This window comes from Natrinema sp. H-ect4, from assembly GCF_041894845.1.
GTDB lineage: Archaea > Halobacteriota > Halobacteria > Halobacteriales > Natrialbaceae > Natrinema.
The window spans coordinates 21,889-39,880 of record NZ_JBHDYC010000027.1 but is presented as its reverse complement, the minus strand read 5'-3'; the positions used below and the strand labels follow the sequence as shown (position 1 = coordinate 39,880).

Sequence of the window (17,992 nt, the reverse complement as noted above, 5' to 3'; positions counted from 1 at the left end):
GCCTGACGGCGTTCGCTCATCCACTGGAAGACGCAAGCGTCTTCCAAGCAGTCGCTCGTTCCATCTGCTCACGGACCGACGGCCCGTTCGCATGGTATGCGAGACCTTTGGTCTCGCACTACTCGCGACGACCTCGCGCAGTGTCATCGACCGGCCTCACTCTCGTTCGGCCGGTCTGCTCACGGATCGCTTCGCTCTCCGTTCACTTTCGAGGCGCTCCCTCCTGTCGCGCCTCGCCGACAGCGCGCGCCACCGCACGCCGGGTGGCTGGTCTGGAGCGATACGTTGGTTGCACCCCGATATTTCCCACGTCGTCAGTCGCGAGTCCATCTCGAGTGGATTTCAAAACTGCTCGAGCCCGGTCTGTTCGGCGGCCGCGAGCGCGTCTTCGCAGGTCGACCACGACTCGCGCGCGAACGGCGGGAGTTCGCGGTGCTCGTCGACGTAAGCGGCGAGAAATTCGCGGGTGGTCGAATCGCCCGGATAGCCGCTGCCGATCGGTCCGTACTCGTCGGCGAGGGTCGCGATGTGCGCGTCGCGTTCGACCTTGGCGATGATGCTGGCCGCGCCGACGAGCGGCGAGTCGTCGTCGGCACCGTGGCGCGCGTCGACGGCGAGTCCCTCGAGCGAGCAGGCGTCAGTAACCCGTCGAGCGAAGCGGTCGGCGTCGGTGTCGCAGGCGTCGCAGAGTCCCGAAATCGGACCGTTCACGTCTCCAGCGCGCTCGAGGTCGCCGACTGTACCATCGATCGCTTCGGCGTGGGCCGCGACCGCGAGCGAGTTCATGTCCGTCTCGGGGTCGTCGATCCGCGCCGGCGTAATCTCGGCGACGCCGATCGCGATCCGCTCGTCGGCCCACAGGGCGGCCGCCAGTTCCTCGCGGCGCTCGGGAGAGAGCCGCTTCGAGTCCCTGATGCCGTCGGGGAGGGCGGTGGGCTCCTCTGTGTGGACCGCCGCGGCGAACATCGACCCCAGCGCGGGTCCCTTGCCGGCCTCATCGACGCCGAATGGCATACGCTGCCGATCGGTGGCGGAGCGGAAAATCGTTGCGACTCGACGGAATCGATTCAGTTGGCCGTCTCTGCCGTCTCTTCCTCGCGGTCTGCGCGAGGTTCGTCCATGAAGAACTCCTCGAGTTCGAACGGCTCGTCTTCTCCTTCCACGCTGGTCACGTCCAGCGCCGTCACCTCGGCGTCGGCCTCGAGCAGGCCAGCCAGACTCGGCTCGGTCCGGCCGTCGTCGCTGCTGATGAGTTCCTTCACGTAGAGGCCGCCCTCGCCGTGGATCCGGACCTCGGCCTCGGCCGACGACCGCAGATCGCCGTCGATCCCGTAGACTGTCCGCTCGCGGGTCAGCCCCGCCCGCCGGTGGTCGACTCGCTCCGGCGTGTACTGGTCGACGGTCGTCCCCTCGAGTTCGTCGAGCGCCGCGTCGAAGGCGTCCTCGTCGATCGGCTCCGCGAACTCGACGTCGGCCCGGTAGCGCTTGCTCGCGTCGTGTTCCTTGACGCGCTCGACCATCTCGTGAGTCGCCAGCCGGAGCCCCTCGACCTCGACGGAGCCCTCGGCGGCCTCGTTGATCTCGGCCTCGAGCGTCTCGGGATCGGGGTCGCGCACGCGGGGTCGTTTCACCTCGAGGACGAACGGTCGGCCGCCCTCGAGCATGCGGGCGTCGACGTCTTCTCGGCCCGCGCCGTGGAAGGTGCCCTCGTCGCCGTCCATCGCGTCGACGACGTGGGGTCGGACAACCTGTTCGACGCTCGTGTCGTACAGGTAGCCCGAACCGCCACAGTAGTCACAGGGCTCCTCGCCGTCGTCGCCGAGCTGGATCCCGCTGCCGCCACACTCCCGGCACGGCCACTCCGTCTGGGGAATGTCGCGCTCGAGTTTGCGGTAGCGGCCGTAGACGAACGCGGGATTGATCTGGACGTCGACGGCGTGGCTCGTGACGGCCCCCGACTCGAGGGTCTCGCGCGGGTCGAACCCCTCGAGGTCGACGATGGCGAGCACGTCGGGCCGGTCGAAGTCGACCTCAGTTTCGGTCTTCGCACCGACGCGCCGGCCGACCTCCCGGTTGATCTCGCGCTTCATCGATTCGCCGACGTCGGGCTCGAGGTCCGCGTCCTCCCGGAGCAGCCGTTCGTTCTCTTCGACTAGCGGTGGGATGCGGCTGCCGACCTGGTAGGTGGCGAACTCGCACCCCTCGAGGGCGTCGACGATCGCGTCGGCGATGGCGTCGAACGTCCCGCAGTAGCCTTCGCAGACCCAGCAGTCCGCCGGGTCGGTTGGGTCGAAGTCCTCGTCGTCGGCCAGCGCGACCGTCGTGCGAAGCGCCCGCCCGCGCTCGGCGTTGGTCAGCCCGAAACTCCGCTCGGCGAAGGGCCGTCCGAGACAGGAGTCACAGACGGTGCCCGTCGCCAGTAACGCGCGGGCGTCTTCCGTGATCATGTCTCGAGAATCGGGGGGCCGCGGGTAACACGTTTTCCCTTTGCGAGGATGGTGCGCCCGATCGTCTGCCGTTGGGGTCGCCGTCCCGATCGAACTGACCGACACGGCCGGAATATGCCGGCCGATGGCCCGGAGGTTCAAATGGGTCTGGTCCAATTCCCGGTCATGGACGATTCTCGACTGGATCGCCGTTCCTTTCTCGCGGCCGCGAGCGCCGGGCTCGCCGGTGTCGCCGCTGGCTGCCTGGAGCCTCGAGCCGACGACTCGATCGAAGGCAACTCCTCGCACGAGATCGATCGAGGCGCCCTCGCGGACGGCTCGGCGTTTACGGACCTCTACGAGGCGATCATCGACTCGGTCACGCAGATTCGCGTCTTCGGGCTCCGGGATCCGACCACCGGTGCCGAGGGACGCGGGCAGGGATCGGGGTTCGTCTACGACGACCGTCACATCGTAACCAACGACCACGTCATCGGTAACGGAACGGCGGCCGACCTCCAGTACACCAACGGCGACTGGACGGGGGCCACACTCGTCGGTCGCGACTACCACAGCGATCTGGCCGTTCTCGAGGCCGATCACGTCCCGAAGACGGCATCTCCGCTTTCCCTGACCGAGAAACGGCCCGTCGTCGGACAGGAGGTGGCCGCGGTCGGCAACCCATACGGCCTCAACGGCTCGATGTCGTCGGGGATCGTCAGCGGCGTCAATCGGACGCTCGACCTCCCCGATCGACAGTTCTCCTACCCGAACGTCATCCAGACCGACGCGGCCGTCAACCCCGGCAACAGCGGCGGGCCGCTCGTCGACCTCGACGGCGCGGTCGCGGGGGTTATCAACTCCGGCGGCGGCGACAACATCGGGTTCGCGATTTCGGCGGCGCTCACCGAACGCGTCGTTCCGGCACTCATCGACTCGGGGTCGTACGACCACTCCTATCTGGGGATCGGTCTCCACCCCGTCGACCGACTCGTCGCCGAGGCGAACGATCTCGAGGCGGCGTCCGGGGTCATCGTCACCGGTATCGTCGACGGCTCGGCCGCCGACGGCGTCCTCGAGTCGGCCACGGGGGCCGTCGAGCGGCGCGGGGAACCGATCCCCGTCGGTGGCGACGTCATCCGTACGTTCGACGGGGACCCGATCCCCGACCGCCACGCGCTGTCGACGTATCTCGCGCTCGAGACCAGTCCGGGCGACGCACTCGACATCGGTCTCCGGCGGAACGGGCGCGCGATCACCAGAACGCTGACGCTCGACGCCCGGCCGTCGGTATAGGTGGTCAGTTGCCGACTCGAGCCGTCTAACCTGTCTGGAATGACATGTTAGACCGTTCGAAACGAGGTATTATGCCGTCGCTTCGCCCGAGTTTCCGGTTTCGATTCGTCATAGCGATATCGTACACGTCACCGCTCGTTGAGTTCTTCGTCGACGGATTGAACCGTCTGAATCGGGGCGGAACCGATCGCTATCGACCGAATTGACCCGATTAGATACATGATAACAATAGTATCCCCTCCGGTAGCACAGTCCGGCGCGAGTATTCGCCGCCCGATAGCCCATGACTGATGCCGACTTCCACACGTCAGACACCGAGGGACCGACCGCCGAGCTCGATCACGTCACCATCGAAAACGACGAGGCTCCGGACGAGTGCGCGATCTTTCCGTCTGAGGCCAGCGAGGAGGAGCTGATGACCGCCTGGATCTCGGCGCACGACGTCTCGTTCGTCGACCTCGAGTCGATGCGCTAGTTCCGACGATGCATCTACGGCACTCCATCACCGCCGCCGGCTTCTGGCTCGGCACCCTGTTACCGATCGTCTACCTGCCCGTCATTATCGCCGGGATCGACTCGATGAGTCGACTGTCGCTGTTTGTCGCGCTCCTGACGGTCCACGCGCTTGCGCTCGTCGTCGGCCACGACTACTCGGGATCGAGAACTCGATGATTGCTGCCCTCGGTTTCCCCCGTCGGTACTCCCTCGACTACTTCCGTTGCACCTACCTTTGAGAGCTCTCTTTCGGCGGATACCGGTTACGTTCGTGACCGGTCAGCGCTGCACCGAAAAGTGGTATCCGTTGAATCGAGGTAGATACTATTATGAAGACTAGATGTCCGCTCTGCCGGCGATCCGTTCCCGGCGACGCACAACACTGGTGTCGGTGTGGTCAGATGATGGACTCGCGCTGTTACGACGCACATCGCGAGTGGTGTGCAGTCAGCAGCGGCGACGCCTGGATCGGCGCGCTCGAGTACTAAAGTAGCCACTGAAAGTCAATGCACACCTAATCGCACGATTGCGTTGCGATTAGTGTGTAAATCGTTTCAGTGGCTACTATAGTCGAGCGATGCCGACCAGACTTGGACGCACGGCGTCCCGCAGCTATCGCAGACGATCGCCCTGTTGTCCTTGTACGTTCCCCGCTCGAGTTCGCCGTCCGGACAGTGATCGCACGACCGTCCCTCGAGTATCGCGAGCAACTGTTGTTGCCCGGTCGACTGCGCTGACTCTGATTTCGCCATGTAGTGACTGGATACCGGAGATGAGGGTAACGGTTGGCCATGCCTATGCAGCGCCGCCATCTGGTCTGCACCCCCGAATCGCGGTCTGTAGCCCCGCTGTCGTCGCGTCGAGCCGAAGCATCTATGCCCGTGTCCGGCGAACGCTCGGGAGATGTGGCCCTGGGGACACCTCGCCGTTGCCTATCTGCTCTACACCGTCATTACGCACCGCCGGTTCGGTCGCCCGCCGCGTGCCGTGCCGGCGATCGCGCTCGCGTTCGGCTCGCAGACGCCGGATCTGATCGATAAGCCCCTCGCGTGGAATTTCGGCATCCTGCCCGGCGGTCGCACCCTCGCGCACTCGCTGTTCGTCGTCGCCCTCCTCGTGCCGGTCGTCCTCCTCGTCGCGGATCGCCTCGATGGCCGCGCGATCGGCGTCGCCTTCCTGATCGGCTACTGTTCGCACCTGCTGGCAGACGTCCCGCCGCGGGTCCTCTCGGGGGAGTTCGCACACGCCGCGTACCTCCTCTGGCCGGTGCTCGAGCAGCCCCCCGAAGAACCCGTCGCCGGCATTCTCGACGCGTTCCTCCACTACTACGAGCTGGGGACCTACCAGTGGGTCCAGTTCGGCCTCTTCGCCGTCGCCGTCGTCGCCTGGTACCGCGACGGGATGCCGGGGCTCGAGTGGGCGTTCGACTCGCTCGAGCGCCGACTCGGGATCGGCTCGTGAGCGCCGGGAGAAGTTGGTCCTCGGTCGCCGCCGAATCGTGGCGGCTATCCCGTCGGCCGGCCACGCTTCGGTATGCGCCAGTTCGTGCTCATCGGTCACGACGTTCCCACGGAGCCCGACTTCTCGCTCGACGACCTCGCGGGCGGGGCCGGTCGCCTCGACGCGCTCTGTCGGTCGATCACCGCCGCGTTCGTCACCTCCCACGGCATCCGCGAGGACGTGCGCGTCCACCTGATCGCCCAGGACGAACTCACGATCACCTTCGACGGCGGGACGCTCAAGCGGCTCAACCCCGACGAGCGCAGCACCGCCGCGCTGGTTCGGAAGGCCCTCGAGCACCGCGAGGACGCCATCGGCGCGCTGCCCGCCGAACCCAGTCCGGGAATCGAGGTCTACCGCCGCGGATTCGAGGGGACGCTCGAGGAAATCGCCAACGACGGCCCGATCGTCCAGTTGCACGAGGACGGCGAGGCGGTGATCGACGTGGGTGCCGAGACGCTGGGGGACGCGATTTTCGTGCTCTCGGATCATCGGGACTTCACTGACGAGGAGGCAGGGTTGCTCGAAGCGTTCGCGGATCAGCGGCTTCGGCTCGGGCCCGAGTTGTTACACGCGGATCAGGCGATTACGATCGCGCATCACTACCTGGATACGGACGGCTACGACCGGTTTTGAGGGTGGTTTTGGAGGGGGTGGCTCGAGGAATCGGCTCCCCTGCCGGCGGTTCGACGCCGCCATTCGGAAGCGTTAAACGATCGGATCCGTTCACTCAGCATGTGCGGGCCGGTGGGGTAGCTTGGTATCCTTCGGCCTTCGGGTGGCCGTAACCGCAGTTCGAATCTGCGCCGGCCCACTTTCTCCCGCATTTCACGACGACGAGCGGAGCGAGGAGTCCGTAATGCGGGAGAAATGGACCCAAGCAGATTCGAATCAGGGAGGAGCGTTGCTCCGACCGTGGTTCGAATCTGCACTGGATCGCTGTCTCTCAACCCTTGTTTTCCGCACTTACTGACATGTAGCGCCCGCTCTACGGGGTGGTCTGCATAATGGTCGCATCGTAGCCGTCGGTCGGCAGATTCGTCCGGAATTACGATGTCGGGCGACGAGAGTCGCGACGACTGCCGGGTGCTACTGAAGCCCCGCTACGTCGCCGATGACCGCCACGACGCTCGCGAAGTCGCGAAAGACGCCTGGCGGGCCGTCGTCGATCGGTTCGGAAACTACCGCGGCTATCACATCCGGATCGAACTCGCGGACGGGTCAGTCGTTCGCTGGCGCGATCTCAATCAGTCGTTCACGTTCAGCCAGTCCGCCCTGGTGCGCGAGGCCGACGATCGCGACCTCGATCCCGAGCGCGCCCAACTGCTCGAGGAGCGCGAGAACCTGCCGCGGTGGAAGAAAAACCGGTCCGCGCCCGACGGCTGAGACGGCCCTGGTGAGTGGCAACACTATCGTTCGTACTTATTTTCATGTTTTCGTGACTGTATGGCCATCAAACCGGCCTCGCGGCGCGTGCGGCCGGGGCCGATCCTCGCATTCGCTCCGGTCGGCCCCGGCCGCACCCATCCCGGAATCCGACCCTGTGGGTCGAATTCCGGATTAGAGGGTGTGGCTAAGGCCAAGGTCCCAAACTAACCGCCCCGCCTCCGCAGTATGGATGACTAAGAAACGTTTACTCGGGATGGTCTACCCAACTTGGTAGGGAACTATCAACAGGATTGAACCAAAACCCTAAGACGACACACTGCCGACTAAATTCTATGAGCTCGTCGAGTACTGATGGCCTCATTTATTTAACTAAAGAGGAGATCATGGGAATCCATGAAGATATTATTGAGAGTGACGATGATGCTGATCCTGGCTGTATAAATGAAGGACAAATCGATTTCACTCTGAATTTTATCAAACACGGGCATTATGGGTACGTACCTGAAACAATCCATGGGAAAGCCTTTTCATTACTCCGTCTCTTGTCGGCAAATCACTCTTTTGTAGACGGGAATAAAAGAACCGCACTCAATGCTACTTGGACGTTCTATCTTCTGAATGGTCATTATTTCGACTATGGCGAGGAGATAAAAGCGATACTGAAATTGCTTGCTGTAATGGAAAATATGGTGGATCAAGAAGAAGCAAAAGAACACTTCGAAGGTATTACTAAACCAATTCAAGATGTTGAGTTAGATAATCCTGTTACAGAATCGTCCGTTTTGCTTCAACGGATTGAATATCTATTACAGGAATATCGTGACTTAGTCAATAGTGACGACCATAATGCTAGAAGTATATTATTGGTTCTTAGAATGTCAGAAAATCTTATAGACGATCTCGAAGCGTTCATCCAGAAATATGATAATAGGGAAGATATTGAGTCAGGATTCAACGATATCATAAATTTGCTTAGGGATTTGCAGGAAGATATTGATGAGGTAATATCTAAAATATTCCTCGAACTAGTGGAAGAGTCATCTGATGATCAGATTGAGGAATTTCTTTGTGATATGGAGGATGATATGGGGAAAGACTTTAGAAAATATGTAGAAAACGAGTTCATTGATGATATACGGTGATTTTATAGGAAGATATTCTGAATATCATGGCTCGTAATCCACCACAATTTAATTATAACCGCGTTCGTTAGTAGTAGTACCAGGAAGTCATACACAGTATGACTAAGAGGTGGTAGCAATCATGTCTGAAGAAATCCAGCAAAAAAAGAGTGATCTTGTCCGAAAACTCGCTGAACAAGATAGAAAAAGTAAAAAGCACAAGAAAATATACGACGACTTAGCAGACGAGTAAATACGGCTTTTTGTATACTCTATTTCGCTAACAGAATCGTGTTCTACTTGAAAGATCTATCTCTACTCACAAACCCCTGCCCAGCCCCCTGGTGTTGCACGTCGCGAAGAACGATTTCCCCAATATGAACACGAACCGTGTAGCGACTGTGTTCGTATTCAGCCCATCGCCCATGAGAAGGTACTGGTGACCGTGTCAATCACTGCGGTCTCGAACCCTTCTTTATAAACTAAGACCGTTTGAGTGAACCGAAAAAACTAGGATAGGCGGGTTGTGTTCACAGCCATGTCTCACAACGAGACTCCCGGATCGGTGCGCGTCCGGACCGACGACGGTAACGAATGGCGTTTCGACGCCATCCAGAAAGCTGCCCGCTTCTACGACTGCAATCGCGTTCGCATGCAACGACGTGGATGCGCTGGTCTCCGCAGCTCGGCGCGTCCTCGAGCGCGACGACCTCACCCGCGAGCAGTGCCAGGAGATCGTCGAGACGCTGAGCATTCGGGTCGTCAGCTTCGACATCGAAAGTTCGATCTCAATTACGACAAAAGGGGATCTGGAGTCCTAACCATCAGCTTTCTCTGCTTGTTCATATATAGTCCGCTCATTGTCGAACACAGTCGCTAAACTTATCATATATTGTGACTTTCAAACCTTATGCAGAGAAGGGAATTCATCGCTTATGGTGGGACAGCATTTGTATCAACTACTGCAGGATGCCTTTCTAATGAGAATACTGGGAATGACGACACAGACCGGAAAGATAGTGCCGAGAACAGGAATAGCTCCAATTTATCTGACCATCTCAACACATTCGAAGCGCCCGACCCAGTAGTTACAGACTTGCGGTATCCCGAAGCGCGAGGTGTTTCAACGAATGATCAGTATCTCGGTCCCGATAGTCATGAATTCAGCGTCACAGTCGAAAACACGGGAACTTCCGGCGACATCGAAATTACGGTAGTATTGTTGATGGGTATGAGCTTATCTGTCTGGTCTCCGCTCGCGAAAGAAGTCGGTACCTATCAACGTTACTTCTCTGCAGGTGAGCGAAGAACTGAGTCATTCAGCGCAGAATGGGATGACCTTTATAACGCGTACGGCTTCCGTCTGACTCCTGCAGAGGCTGAAACGGATGTGAGAAATGACGGTGCCGAAGGCGAGGTAGAAGTGCGCTTACTCCAACGAGATGATGCTGGAAATGTCACCGTGATTGGGCGGGAAAAGGCTAAGTTCGCGGAAGACGCGACGCGTACCGTTCGGTTCAACGTTGATACAGAGGTTTCGAGTGAATTTGAGATGGACGATATCTATTTTGACGCTGATGCCAGCTCCGTTGGGTGGTGGAGTCCAGAGTCTGACGAGGAATAAGCCAAACCGACTGCTGATCAGAAAATATCTGAGATCGGTATTTTTGCCTGCTCAGTCCCTCGATAATCGCCGCCACCGTGCCACCGAAGCAGCGGGAGATCGCTCGAGCGAACCATTTTATCGCAAAGAATCTAATCTCGACGGGTGTTCTGTTCCCGACTCTCGCGTCGTACCAGCTGGCCCGCTCGAGAGCGAATTGCTACTTCTCGGCCATCCGTTCTTCAGCGACGGTCTCCGAAATAGTTGGCTCGGTTTAAGCGGTTCACACGTTCGTTTTGGGTCAAAGTGGAGCCGTTCAGTGAGTTGAAAATCAGGTGTTCGAGTATTCTGTGTACGACCCCCGAATCAAAATCGAGGGAGCCGACTCACTTCTCGGTCGGCTCGAGGTCGCCCGCATCCAACTCGCCAGCTAGATACTGTTCGCCGGCGTCCGTAATCTCGTAGTATCCTCGTTTGACTCTGGTAACGACCCCGTATTCGACCAGTATCGAGAGCCGTCGGTTCACCTCGTCTCGAGACTTGTCGATATTGATCGCGATAACCGTAGGAGACAGGATCATCCCCGACGACTCGAGCGCCTCGAGAATCCGGTCATCGATTGGCAACTGCATCCACGATCCGGGTTGTCGCACGTAATTGTCACCTATCCATAGTTCTTACATAGTGTCATCAATCAGGGCCCTCGAGAGTGCCAGCATCTAACTCCCCGGCGAGATATTGCTCCCCGGCTTCATCAATCTCGTAATACCCCCGTTCGACTCGAGTCACGAGCCCGTACTCAACGAGCACGGTGAGCCGGCGGGTTACTTCCTCGCGACTGCGATCGATATTCTTCGCGATCACGGCCGGCGAGAGGATCATCCCCGACGAGTGGAGTGCCTCGAGGATTCGCTCGTCGGTGGGCATCTGCATCCAGTCGCCGGGTCGGCGCATGCTCGTGCAGTCTGAAAACGGAGGAATACGCCTGTCGATGCGCCGAAAGACACTCAATAATCGTTGAGATTACGCTCAACGATTAGTGAGTGAGTTTATGGTAGTGGACGAAAGAGTACGCTGTAACGCGGGCTTTGCGACGACTCGACTGTCCGTGAGGGCAGCAGGGAAAACGCGGCTCCGGTGATGTGACACCGAGGCCGCTGTGGCTCGCGTGTACAGGACACAAGCCATGTCAGACGACGATTCGCGGGACCTTCAAAACCCCGCTCGAGCAGACGCATCACTCCCAAGTCACCTCACGAGGAACGGCCGCAGCGCCTGGGTCGAACTCACCGCCTTCCAGCGCGACTGTCTCGAGGCCGTCGCCCGCCGCGAGCGCGACGACCGGCCGTGCGACAAACTGGGGATCATGTGCACGCTCGGGTGCACGTATTCCACCGTCACCCGCACCCGACTCGAGCCGAACCTGCGGGCCCTCGTCGGGCGCGGCCTCCTCGACGACCGCGACAATTCCGACGGGGCGAGCGAGTATCGGCTCACCGACGCCGGGCGCGCGCTCCTCCTCCAGCGCGCCGAACGCGTCGCCGACAGCTGCGGGATCGGCCTGGCCCGTACCGGCGCGGACGCGGTGACCGCTCGAGGGGATGCGAACGGAGACGGATAATCGGGGCTCGAGCCAAGGCGTCGAAGCGGTCCGAGACGCCGGTTACAGCTTCTCGGCGTCCCGTGCCTGCTCGGAGCGCCGGTCGGCCTGCTCGAGTCGCTTCTCCGTCGCGTTCGAGAGCGACGGCGGAACGTCCCCCTCCGCCTCGGCGAGCCGGTTCTCCGCCCGCTCGAGGCGCTCACGGACCACTTCCAGTTGCGTATCGGCATTCCCGCGCTCACTCGAGCGCGCCCGCTCGGCGGCTCGCCGCGCGGATTCGACGACGGCCGCGAGGGACTGCTCGAGTCCCGTGACGGCGTTCGACGACCCGTTCTCCGCGTCATCGCCGTCGCCGTCGGTTTCACTGTCGCCGACCGCCGCGACCGCCGCCCTGGTCTCCTCGGCGACGGCCGCCACGAACTCCGCGAGCGATTCCTTGCCGGTCTCGGGCCGCTCGATACGAACCGGCGATTCGGCCGCGGGGTCCGGGTTGACCCGATAGGCTCCGACGGCGTCGTCGCCGTCCCGAACCTCGGTCGTGTAGGCCCCGCCGCCGTGCACGTAGACGACGTCGGACCCGTCGACCGCCGACTCGTAGAGCCGCCCGGCGAAGTCGTCCTCGACGGCCACCGACGCGAGGTCGGTCTCGCCCGTTTCGTCGCCGAGTTCCAGCTTCGTCGCCCGGTCGCGGGCGACCAGCGGGATTTCGCCGTCGACGCCGGCCGCCGTCGCGGCTCCGTCATCCGAAACGGTGACGCGCTCGCTGTGTGGCGCTCGCCCCGCGCTGTTGACTGTCAGTCGATGGTCGCCGGCCGGAACGTCCTGCGCGACGGCGACGCCGCCGAACGTCGGGACCGCCTCGGGATCGCTCTCTAGCAGGACGACCGACTCGAGGTCGCTCTCGATCGTGGTCAGCCCTTCGTCGTCCGGCGCGTCGTCGGCCGTCACCGCTTCCGTGACGCGGCTGATGACGGTGTTGATCGGTGCCGCATCGCCGATCGCGTCGTAGCGATCGGCGAGCGTCGTCCGATGGTTGGGAACGGAGATATCCGCCGCCGGGTTCTCGTAGCGGGACTGGTCCCACGGCGTCCCGGTCGTCGTGATGTGTCCGGCGACGGCGTCCTCGAGGAAGTCGGGGACGCTGAACTCGAAGCTCAACTGCGGCCCGGTGAACGCCGTGATGTGCTCGAGTTCACCGCTCGGAACGAGATCGTACTCGACGTCGGCGTCAGCTGCCCGCTTGCGGTGCCGGAAGACGAGCCCCGTTTCCCGCGTCGGGAGTTCCGATGGCGGCGCTGTCAACGCGTCGAACGACCGGACGGTTAGCTCGTTGGGGATCAGTGACTCTCGGCTGACGGAGGGTAACCGCTCGTGGTCGTAGAGCGGTTCGCCCTCGTACTCCGGAACGACATAGGGGAGCGTCGACCCCTCGTCTCGCGGCAATCCGTACGCCAACGGGATGTCGGCGAGGTCCTCGACCCCTTCGATAGCCGTATTCGTGATGTCCGCGAGCAGGTTCTCGACAGCGACCCGCTGGAAGCGGTCGGGAACGTCGTTGACCGAGAGCGTACTCGAGTGCGAGCCGAGTTCGGAGAGAATACGCGGAACCGTCTCGGAATCCGGATCCAGAAATTCGTTATTGGGGACGTTCCGGGAGTGGGAACTGGCGACGTACAGCTGTGGCTCGTCGGTCTCCGTATCGACGAAGACGTGCATCACTTCCCAGTCGTGCCAGTGAAAGTTGGTCGTGAACTGATCGAAGACCGAGTAGAACCAGAACTGGACCACGGCGAGGGGCGATTCCTCGTACTCGACGGCCCGATAGAACACCGTTGGCTCCGGCGGACTTCCCTCGCGATACCGTTCGTGGTAGCCGTCGAGCGCGTCGAAGCCAGTGACGATGGTCTCCCCGTCGCGCTCGCTGGTGTACGACTGCGGATCCGTCGGAAACCACGGCTCGCGCGCGTCGAAGTACAGCGTCGGGGCGAACCGCGTCGCCAACGCTCGAGCCCTGTCGTCGTCCACCTGATTCGTCTGACCGTCGCTCTCCCGTTCGAACGCCGAACAGCCGGCGACGGCGGCCCCGCCGACGCCGGCGAGCGCGCCGAGTACCGTCCGCCGATTCATGCCGTCCGTGGCGTCGCCGGTCACGATCCGTCACCGCCCATCGGAGACTCCGGTCCCAATACGCGGACGATCACTTCCGTGCTGGTCATATCCCCCGATGCGGCTATCCGGTCAAGAAGCTTCTGTCCGTGCCGTCCGATCCGCAGGTGACGGCTCTCCACAGTCCGTCGGTACCGGATCTTCCACAGTCCGTCGGTACCGGATCTTCCACAGGTGGCGTCTCACAGTCGACCGATGACGTTCCTGTGCTTCCCTTGCACTGGTTCGCCCGGAGTGTGTGACGAGAGCGTCTACTGGCCGATGTGGGCTCACCGCTCGAGAGCGTCTACTGGCCGATGTGGGCTCACCGCTCGAGAGCGCACACTTGGTGACGGAGACGGAACGCGGGTGACCGCTGCCGGCCGTCTCGGTCGTCGAACCCCATCACTCGAGCCGAATCTCGATCAACGACAACTCGTCGGACGGCACGGCCTCCGCGAACGCCGACTCGATCTCGTCCCAGCCCTCGGGCCGGTAGGCCTCGAGTCCGAAGCTCTCGGCGAACGTCACCAGGTCGGGGTTGGTCAGCTCGGTGCCGGTGTGCTCGCCCCGATGATCCTCCTGTTTTTCGGAGATCAGCCCGTAATCGTCGTCGTTGAATACGACGGTCGTGAAACTACAGTCGAGTCTGCTCGCGGTCTCGAGTTCCGCCGCGTTCATCAGGAAGCCGCCGTCACCCGTGCCCGCGACCACGTTCCCCTCGACCGCCAGATCCGCCGCCAGCGCCCCCGGGACGGCGATCCCCATGCTGGCCAGCCCGTTCGAGATCACGCAGGTGTTGGGCTCGTAGGTCGGGAACGACTGCGCGATCGCCATCTTGTGACTGCCCACGTCCGAGACGAGCACGTCCGAGTCGGCCATCGCCTCGCGCAGGAGGGGCAAGGCGTTCCGCACCGTCACCGGATCGTCTTCGGCCGGCGGCTCCGTCACCGCCTCGAGCAGCCGCTCGTGCAGATCGCCACACCACAGCGAACAGGCCCCGTCCGACAGTTGCTCGTCGATGGCCTTGAGCGCCGCGCCTACGTCGGCGACGATCTCCACGTCCGGGTTGTAGTGACGGTAGACCTCCGCGGGCTCGTAGTCGACGTGGACGATGGTCTTCTCGAGGTCCGGGTTCCAGCCCTGGGGGTCGTGCTCGGCGATGTCGTAGCCGACCGCGACGACGCAGTCCGCGCGCTCGATCGCCCGCGCGGCCTCGCTCTCGGGTCCCGAATCGAGCGTCATCAGCGAGGCCGACTCGCGGTCCGAGATCGCTCCCTTCCCCATGTACGTCTCGACGACCGGAATTCCGATTCGGTCGACGATGGCGCGGATGTGCTCCGACGCGCGCGTTCGGACCGCGCCGTTGCCCGCCAGCAGGATCGGTCGTTCGGCCTCGGTGATCAGCCGCGCCGCCCGTGCGGCCGACTCGTCGTCCGGGTCCGGTCGCCGAACCGGATCGCGCGTCTCGATCGGCTCGCTGTCGACCGCGGACGCGGCGACATCCTCGGGGAACTCGAGGTGGGTCGCGCCCGGCTTCTCGTACTCGGCAAGTTTGAACGCCTTGCGCACCGACTCCGGTGCGATCTCCGGCTCGGCGATCTGGGTGTTCCACGCGACGATCGGCTCGAAGACGTCGACCACGTCCAGCGCCTGATGGCTCTCCTTGTGGAGTCGCTTGCGGCCGCCCTGGCCAGTGATCGCGACGACCGGGCTCTTGTCCAGTTGGGCGTCGGCGACGCCCGTCATGAGGTTCGTCGCGCCGGGGCCGAGCGTCGAGCAGCAGACGCCCGCTTCGCCGGTCAGCCGGCCGTGGACGTCGGCCATGAACGCCGCGCCCTGTTCGTGGCGCGTCGGAACGAACCGGATCGGTGACTCCCGAAGCGAGAACAGCAGGTCCTCGATTTCCTCGCCCGGGACGCCGAAGACGCGCTCGACGCCCTCGGACTCGAGACAATCGACCAGCAGATCCGCGGTGGTCGCCATGAATGTCTCCTCTACACCGCTGGCATTAATGGTCGCCCCTGCTGGGTGCACCGAGGGCCGTCAGAGCGACTCGTCGGGTCCATCGGTCGTGTTCGATTCGTCGCGGGTACCGCATCTGGGTGTGACACGATCGAACGGAGTCGATACGCCTACCTATCATTTTATATTCATTTGTGATGCAAGCTAAACCCCCTCGGACGGAGGCCTCGTTCTATCGACCACCACGGCGCTCGTCGGATCGATGGCACGCTCGCGTGCCGGCATCCCCGCTGGTGGCGTCAGAGGACGCGGTCCGGCCGAATTCGCAGGATGACACGCTCCGATTCGATCGGCGTCTGATACTCGTCATTGTCCGTGTACCGCCGCGCGAGTTCGTCGATGTGTTCTCGAGCCCCGTCCGTCGTAATCTCGTCGACCTCGCCGATCACCGAGAGAAACCGGTAGGGGTCGTCGGGATCAGTCATGCTGACGCCGACCGCGGAGTTGCGTTCCGCGTTCCGCGCCTTCTGGCGGTGGCGTTCGGTGTTAACCAGCAACCGGTTGTCGTCCGCGTCGTAGTCGATCCAGACCGGCGTGACGTGGGGGAGGCCCTCCTCGGTCAGCGTCGCGACGTGGGCGAACGTTTCCGTCTCGAACAGGTCGTGGAACTCTTCGGGTATCGGAGCCATGGGTGTCGTTCATCGGCCCTCGGTTTGGATGTGTTGCCGACATTGATTGCGAGCGAACGATCACCGTATCTGACGGAATCAATCTCAGACGGGTGGTAATCGGCACGTACCAGGGGATGTCAATACCCCCGCAACTGACGGCTGACGGCTTATGCATATCGCCAGTGTCCTCACCTGTATGACCGATCAGCAGCGATCGACTCGCCGACGGGTACTGCAACTAACGGGTGTCGCGGCGTCGACTGCGCTCGTCGCTGGCTGTGGCGGCCCCGGTGGCGACGACAACGACACGGGTAACGGAGACGACGAAACCGAAGAGGAGACCGGAAACGGGCAGGACACCGAAGACGAACCGGCCGGCGAGAACGAGACCGAAAACGAGACCAATGAGACCGGAAACATGACCAACGAGACCAACGAGACCGGAAACATGACCAACGAGACCGAAAACGATAGCGAGAACAACAGCAGCATTTTCGACTGACCCGCCTCTCGTCACCGTCCGACGACGGCTGCGCGTTCCCGTCGTGATGGCGTAACCGTTACTGGGTCTCGCCCCCCTTCCTCGAGTGATGACCGACGGACTCGAGGCGGACGTCGAGGGGATGGCCGAAATTGCCGAGCGACGGGACGAACTCGCGGCTCGCGTTCGCACACACGCCGGCGAGATCGCGCGCGAACTCGCCGTCTTCCAGGGCGGTGACTACGGGCAGGAGACGTTCAACACCGACGGCGGGAGCTGGACGCTCAAGTACGAGGCCGGCGACGTACAGTACCTCAGATTCGACCCGAAATCGGGGTCGGAGATCTACGTCGTCTCGAGCAAGCAGCCGCCCGAACCCGAGGCCCTCGAGACGGCGATGGCCGACTACGGGGCGTTCGTCGCGGCCTACAACGAGTACGTCCGCTCGTTCGAGGGGATTCTCGCGGATGTCTCCGACGAATTCCCGGAGGCCGAATCGACGGCAGAACTGGTCGCCGAGCGGGACCGAATCGTCGAGCGCATCCGCGACGTCTGCAACGCGATGGCGAGTCAGCTCCACCGCTACGACGGCGAGTACGGTACCTACGCGACGACGATTTCGGGTACCCGATGGGAACTGAAGTGGGAAGAAGACCTCGCCTCGTATCTGCGGGTCGGTGGCTCCGACGGCGTCTATCTCCTCTCGCAGTACGGCCCGCCGGCGGCACCGGAAGTCCGCCGACTGGCCGGCGACGTTCCCGCGTTCGTCGCCGACTTCAACGAGCACGTCGCCGACCTCGAGGCGGATCTCGCGCAGGTCAGCTTCGGTGACGATTAGCCGTTCGTCGACCGGACGGTTCGGTTCATCTGTGGGTACCCGACGACTCGAGTCGCCCCTCGTTCGACGGCTCCACCATCGGTCGCCGTACCCGCCAGTCGATTGCCACCGCGAGCCGACTCGCGTAGCGGTTCGGGAGCGGTACACAGTCGACCCAACCGCTCTATATGACACCTAGCAGTCGTTTTGTACCGGTCGCGCCTACGTGACGGTGGCGACGACGCTCGCCTGGACTACTATGGATGGCTCTGCCGACGGGATCGACGACGGAACTGCCCACGAGTACGCTGCCCCCACCGACGAGGCCGATGCGGTACTGTTCGACGCCGTCATCGTCCGATACGAATCCGACGACGATCGCTGTACGCTCGTCCCATGCGACGGCACCACGACGGAGAAACTGAACGCCTGGCTGACCGCGGATCTCGAGGCGGTCGTCGATCTCGACGACGCCCGGTGACG

At 62.3% G+C, this 17,992-nt stretch carries 21 protein-coding genes, 1 tRNA gene and 1 pseudogene; 15 read left to right on the top strand and 8 right to left on the bottom strand.

The window, feature by feature from the left end; all coding sequences use genetic code 11:
* Positions 1-342: 342 nt before the first annotated feature.
* On the bottom strand, positions 343-1,014 hold the full coding sequence (gene rnhB, locus ACEWFR_RS21970; RefSeq protein WP_374063056.1) for a ribonuclease HII: 672 nt from the start codon (positions 1,012-1,014) through the stop codon (positions 343-345).
* A 53-nt stretch (positions 1,015-1,067) separates the two neighbouring features.
* Complete coding sequence (locus ACEWFR_RS21965) at positions 1,068-2,447, bottom strand: tRNA pseudouridine(54/55) synthase Pus10 (RefSeq protein ID WP_374063055.1); 1,380 nt, start codon at positions 2,445-2,447, stop codon at positions 1,068-1,070.
* 165 nt (positions 2,448-2,612) lie between these two features.
* Between ACEWFR_RS21965 and ACEWFR_RS21960 the strand changes: the two genes are divergently transcribed.
* The 4 genes from ACEWFR_RS21960 to ACEWFR_RS21945 all read left to right on the top strand — a co-directional run bounded on the left by ACEWFR_RS21960 (position 2,613) and on the right by ACEWFR_RS21945 (position 4,705).
* Positions 2,613-3,722 (top strand): S1C family serine protease, encoded by a 1,110-nt coding sequence (locus ACEWFR_RS21960; protein WP_374063059.1) that lies wholly within the window; start codon positions 2,613-2,615, stop codon positions 3,720-3,722.
* Positions 3,723-4,005: 283 nt separating this feature from the next.
* The gene (locus tag ACEWFR_RS21955; protein ID WP_374063054.1) at positions 4,006-4,197 is read left to right on the top strand and encodes a hypothetical protein; all 192 of its coding nucleotides are present in this window, start codon (positions 4,006-4,008) and stop codon (positions 4,195-4,197) included.
* An 8-nt stretch (positions 4,198-4,205) separates the two neighbouring features.
* The gene (locus tag ACEWFR_RS21950) at positions 4,206-4,394 is read left to right on the top strand and encodes a hypothetical protein (protein ID WP_374063053.1); all 189 of its coding nucleotides are present in this window, start codon (positions 4,206-4,208) and stop codon (positions 4,392-4,394) included.
* A gap of 152 nt (positions 4,395-4,546) precedes the next feature.
* Positions 4,547-4,705, top strand: coding sequence for a hypothetical protein (locus tag ACEWFR_RS21945; RefSeq protein ID WP_374063052.1), 159 nt, complete (start codon positions 4,547-4,549; stop codon positions 4,703-4,705).
* Positions 4,706-4,771: 66 nt separating this feature from the next.
* On the opposite strand, the gene ACEWFR_RS21940 is transcribed toward ACEWFR_RS21945, so the two are convergent.
* On the bottom strand, positions 4,772-4,969 hold the full coding sequence (locus tag ACEWFR_RS21940; RefSeq protein WP_374063051.1) for an HVO_A0556 family zinc finger protein: 198 nt from the start codon (positions 4,967-4,969) through the stop codon (positions 4,772-4,774).
* A 151-nt stretch (positions 4,970-5,120) separates the two neighbouring features.
* Between ACEWFR_RS21940 and ACEWFR_RS21935 the strand changes: the two genes are divergently transcribed.
* From ACEWFR_RS21935 to ACEWFR_RS21905, 7 genes and pseudogenes are all read left to right on the top strand, one after another.
* Positions 5,121-5,678, top strand: a complete 558-nt coding sequence (locus ACEWFR_RS21935; RefSeq protein ID WP_374063050.1) for a metal-dependent hydrolase — start codon at positions 5,121-5,123, stop codon at positions 5,676-5,678.
* A gap of 72 nt (positions 5,679-5,750) precedes the next feature.
* A complete protein-coding gene (trmY, locus tag ACEWFR_RS21930) occupies positions 5,751-6,353 on the top strand; it encodes a tRNA (pseudouridine(54)-N(1))-methyltransferase TrmY (RefSeq protein ID WP_374063049.1) in 603 nt (200 codons plus the stop codon).
* A gap of 105 nt (positions 6,354-6,458) precedes the next feature.
* Positions 6,459-6,531 (top strand) — tRNA-Pro (locus ACEWFR_RS21925).
* Positions 6,532-6,770: 239 nt separating this feature from the next.
* A complete protein-coding gene (locus tag ACEWFR_RS21920; protein ID WP_374063048.1) occupies positions 6,771-7,103 on the top strand; it encodes a hypothetical protein in 333 nt (110 codons plus the stop codon).
* 335 nt (positions 7,104-7,438) lie between these two features.
* Positions 7,439-8,248 (top strand): type II toxin-antitoxin system death-on-curing family toxin, encoded by an 810-nt coding sequence (locus ACEWFR_RS21915; protein WP_374063047.1) that lies wholly within the window; start codon positions 7,439-7,441, stop codon positions 8,246-8,248.
* Positions 8,249-8,765: 517 nt separating this feature from the next.
* A pseudogene (locus ACEWFR_RS21910) lies at positions 8,766-9,048 on the top strand (hypothetical protein).
* An 89-nt stretch (positions 9,049-9,137) separates the two neighbouring features.
* On the top strand, positions 9,138-9,851 hold the full coding sequence (locus ACEWFR_RS21905) for a hypothetical protein (protein WP_374063046.1): 714 nt from the start codon (positions 9,138-9,140) through the stop codon (positions 9,849-9,851).
* Between the two features lie 365 nt (positions 9,852-10,216).
* On the opposite strand, the gene ACEWFR_RS21900 is transcribed toward ACEWFR_RS21905, so the two are convergent.
* Together ACEWFR_RS21900 and ACEWFR_RS21895 are read right to left on the bottom strand one after the other, a co-directional pair.
* Entirely contained in the window at positions 10,217-10,462 is a 246-nt protein-coding gene (locus tag ACEWFR_RS21900) for a transcriptional regulator (RefSeq protein WP_374063045.1), read from the bottom strand.
* A gap of 58 nt (positions 10,463-10,520) precedes the next feature.
* A complete protein-coding gene (locus ACEWFR_RS21895) occupies positions 10,521-10,784 on the bottom strand; it encodes a winged helix-turn-helix domain-containing protein (RefSeq protein WP_374063044.1) in 264 nt (87 codons plus the stop codon).
* A 232-nt stretch (positions 10,785-11,016) separates the two neighbouring features.
* Here ACEWFR_RS21895 and ACEWFR_RS21890 point away from each other — a divergent pair, with 232 nt between their 5' ends.
* Positions 11,017-11,451, top strand: coding sequence for a PadR family transcriptional regulator (locus tag ACEWFR_RS21890; protein ID WP_374063043.1), 435 nt, complete (start codon positions 11,017-11,019; stop codon positions 11,449-11,451).
* A 42-nt stretch (positions 11,452-11,493) separates the two neighbouring features.
* On the opposite strand, the gene ACEWFR_RS21885 is transcribed toward ACEWFR_RS21890, so the two are convergent.
* From ACEWFR_RS21885 to ACEWFR_RS21875, 3 genes are all read right to left on the bottom strand, one after another.
* Positions 11,494-13,557 (bottom strand): hypothetical protein, encoded by a 2,064-nt coding sequence (locus ACEWFR_RS21885; protein WP_374063058.1) that lies wholly within the window; start codon positions 13,555-13,557, stop codon positions 11,494-11,496.
* 423 nt (positions 13,558-13,980) lie between these two features.
* Positions 13,981-15,561 (bottom strand): acetolactate synthase large subunit, encoded by a 1,581-nt coding sequence (locus tag ACEWFR_RS21880; protein WP_374063042.1) that lies wholly within the window; start codon positions 15,559-15,561, stop codon positions 13,981-13,983.
* A 278-nt stretch (positions 15,562-15,839) separates the two neighbouring features.
* Positions 15,840-16,229, bottom strand: coding sequence for a pyridoxamine 5'-phosphate oxidase family protein (locus ACEWFR_RS21875; RefSeq protein WP_374063041.1), 390 nt, complete (start codon positions 16,227-16,229; stop codon positions 15,840-15,842).
* 178 nt (positions 16,230-16,407) lie between these two features.
* Between ACEWFR_RS21875 and ACEWFR_RS21870 the strand changes: the two genes are divergently transcribed.
* From ACEWFR_RS21870 to ACEWFR_RS21860, 3 genes are all read left to right on the top strand, one after another.
* On the top strand, positions 16,408-16,713 hold the full coding sequence (locus ACEWFR_RS21870; protein WP_374063040.1) for a hypothetical protein: 306 nt from the start codon (positions 16,408-16,410) through the stop codon (positions 16,711-16,713).
* Between the two features lie 88 nt (positions 16,714-16,801).
* The gene (locus ACEWFR_RS21865; RefSeq protein WP_374063039.1) at positions 16,802-17,530 is read left to right on the top strand and encodes a hypothetical protein; all 729 of its coding nucleotides are present in this window, start codon (positions 16,802-16,804) and stop codon (positions 17,528-17,530) included.
* 211 nt (positions 17,531-17,741) lie between these two features.
* Positions 17,742-17,990: a hypothetical protein gene (locus tag ACEWFR_RS21860; protein WP_374063057.1), complete on the top strand. Its 249-nt coding sequence runs from the start codon at positions 17,742-17,744 to the stop codon at positions 17,988-17,990.
* Positions 17,991-17,992: the final 2 nt, after the last annotated feature.

Bases quoted from the DNA above. Each gene is read 5' to 3' on its own strand.
- ACEWFR_RS21895 (WP_374063044.1), bottom strand. From the start codon at position 10,784: ATGCGCCGACCCGGCGACTGGATGCAGATGCCCACCGACGAGCGAATC.
- ACEWFR_RS21945 (WP_374063052.1), top strand. From the start codon at position 4,547: ATGAAGACTAGATGTCCGCTCTGCCGGCGATCCGTTCCCGGCGACGCA.
- ACEWFR_RS21940 (WP_374063051.1), bottom strand. From the start codon at position 4,969: ATGGCGAAATCAGAGTCAGCGCAGTCGACCGGGCAACAACAGTTGCTC.
- ACEWFR_RS21865 (WP_374063039.1), top strand. From the start codon at position 16,802: ATGACCGACGGACTCGAGGCGGACGTCGAGGGGATGGCCGAAATTGCC.
- ACEWFR_RS21915 (WP_374063047.1), top strand. From the start codon at position 7,439: ATGAGCTCGTCGAGTACTGATGGCCTCATTTATTTAACTAAAGAGGAG.
- ACEWFR_RS21955 (WP_374063054.1), top strand. From the start codon at position 4,006: ATGACTGATGCCGACTTCCACACGTCAGACACCGAGGGACCGACCGCC.
- ACEWFR_RS21875 (WP_374063041.1), bottom strand. From the start codon at position 16,229: ATGGCTCCGATACCCGAAGAGTTCCACGACCTGTTCGAGACGGAAACG.
- ACEWFR_RS21950 (WP_374063053.1), top strand. From the start codon at position 4,206: ATGCATCTACGGCACTCCATCACCGCCGCCGGCTTCTGGCTCGGCACC.
- trmY (WP_374063049.1), top strand. From the start codon at position 5,751: ATGCGCCAGTTCGTGCTCATCGGTCACGACGTTCCCACGGAGCCCGAC.
- rnhB (WP_374063056.1), bottom strand. From the start codon at position 1,014: ATGCCATTCGGCGTCGATGAGGCCGGCAAGGGACCCGCGCTGGGGTCG.
- ACEWFR_RS21870 (WP_374063040.1), top strand. From the start codon at position 16,408: ATGACCGATCAGCAGCGATCGACTCGCCGACGGGTACTGCAACTAACG.
- ACEWFR_RS21900 (WP_374063045.1), bottom strand. From the start codon at position 10,462: ATGCAGTTGCCAATCGATGACCGGATTCTCGAGGCGCTCGAGTCGTCG.
- ACEWFR_RS21920 (WP_374063048.1), top strand. From the start codon at position 6,771: ATGTCGGGCGACGAGAGTCGCGACGACTGCCGGGTGCTACTGAAGCCC.
- ACEWFR_RS21880 (WP_374063042.1), bottom strand. From the start codon at position 15,561: ATGGCGACCACCGCGGATCTGCTGGTCGATTGTCTCGAGTCCGAGGGC.
- ACEWFR_RS21965 (WP_374063055.1), bottom strand. From the start codon at position 2,447: ATGATCACGGAAGACGCCCGCGCGTTACTGGCGACGGGCACCGTCTGT.
- ACEWFR_RS21885 (WP_374063058.1), bottom strand. From the start codon at position 13,557: ATGAATCGGCGGACGGTACTCGGCGCGCTCGCCGGCGTCGGCGGGGCC.
- ACEWFR_RS21960 (WP_374063059.1), top strand. From the start codon at position 2,613: ATGGACGATTCTCGACTGGATCGCCGTTCCTTTCTCGCGGCCGCGAGC.
- ACEWFR_RS21935 (WP_374063050.1), top strand. From the start codon at position 5,121: ATGTGGCCCTGGGGACACCTCGCCGTTGCCTATCTGCTCTACACCGTC.
- ACEWFR_RS21890 (WP_374063043.1), top strand. From the start codon at position 11,017: ATGTCAGACGACGATTCGCGGGACCTTCAAAACCCCGCTCGAGCAGAC.
- ACEWFR_RS21905 (WP_374063046.1), top strand. From the start codon at position 9,138: ATGCAGAGAAGGGAATTCATCGCTTATGGTGGGACAGCATTTGTATCA.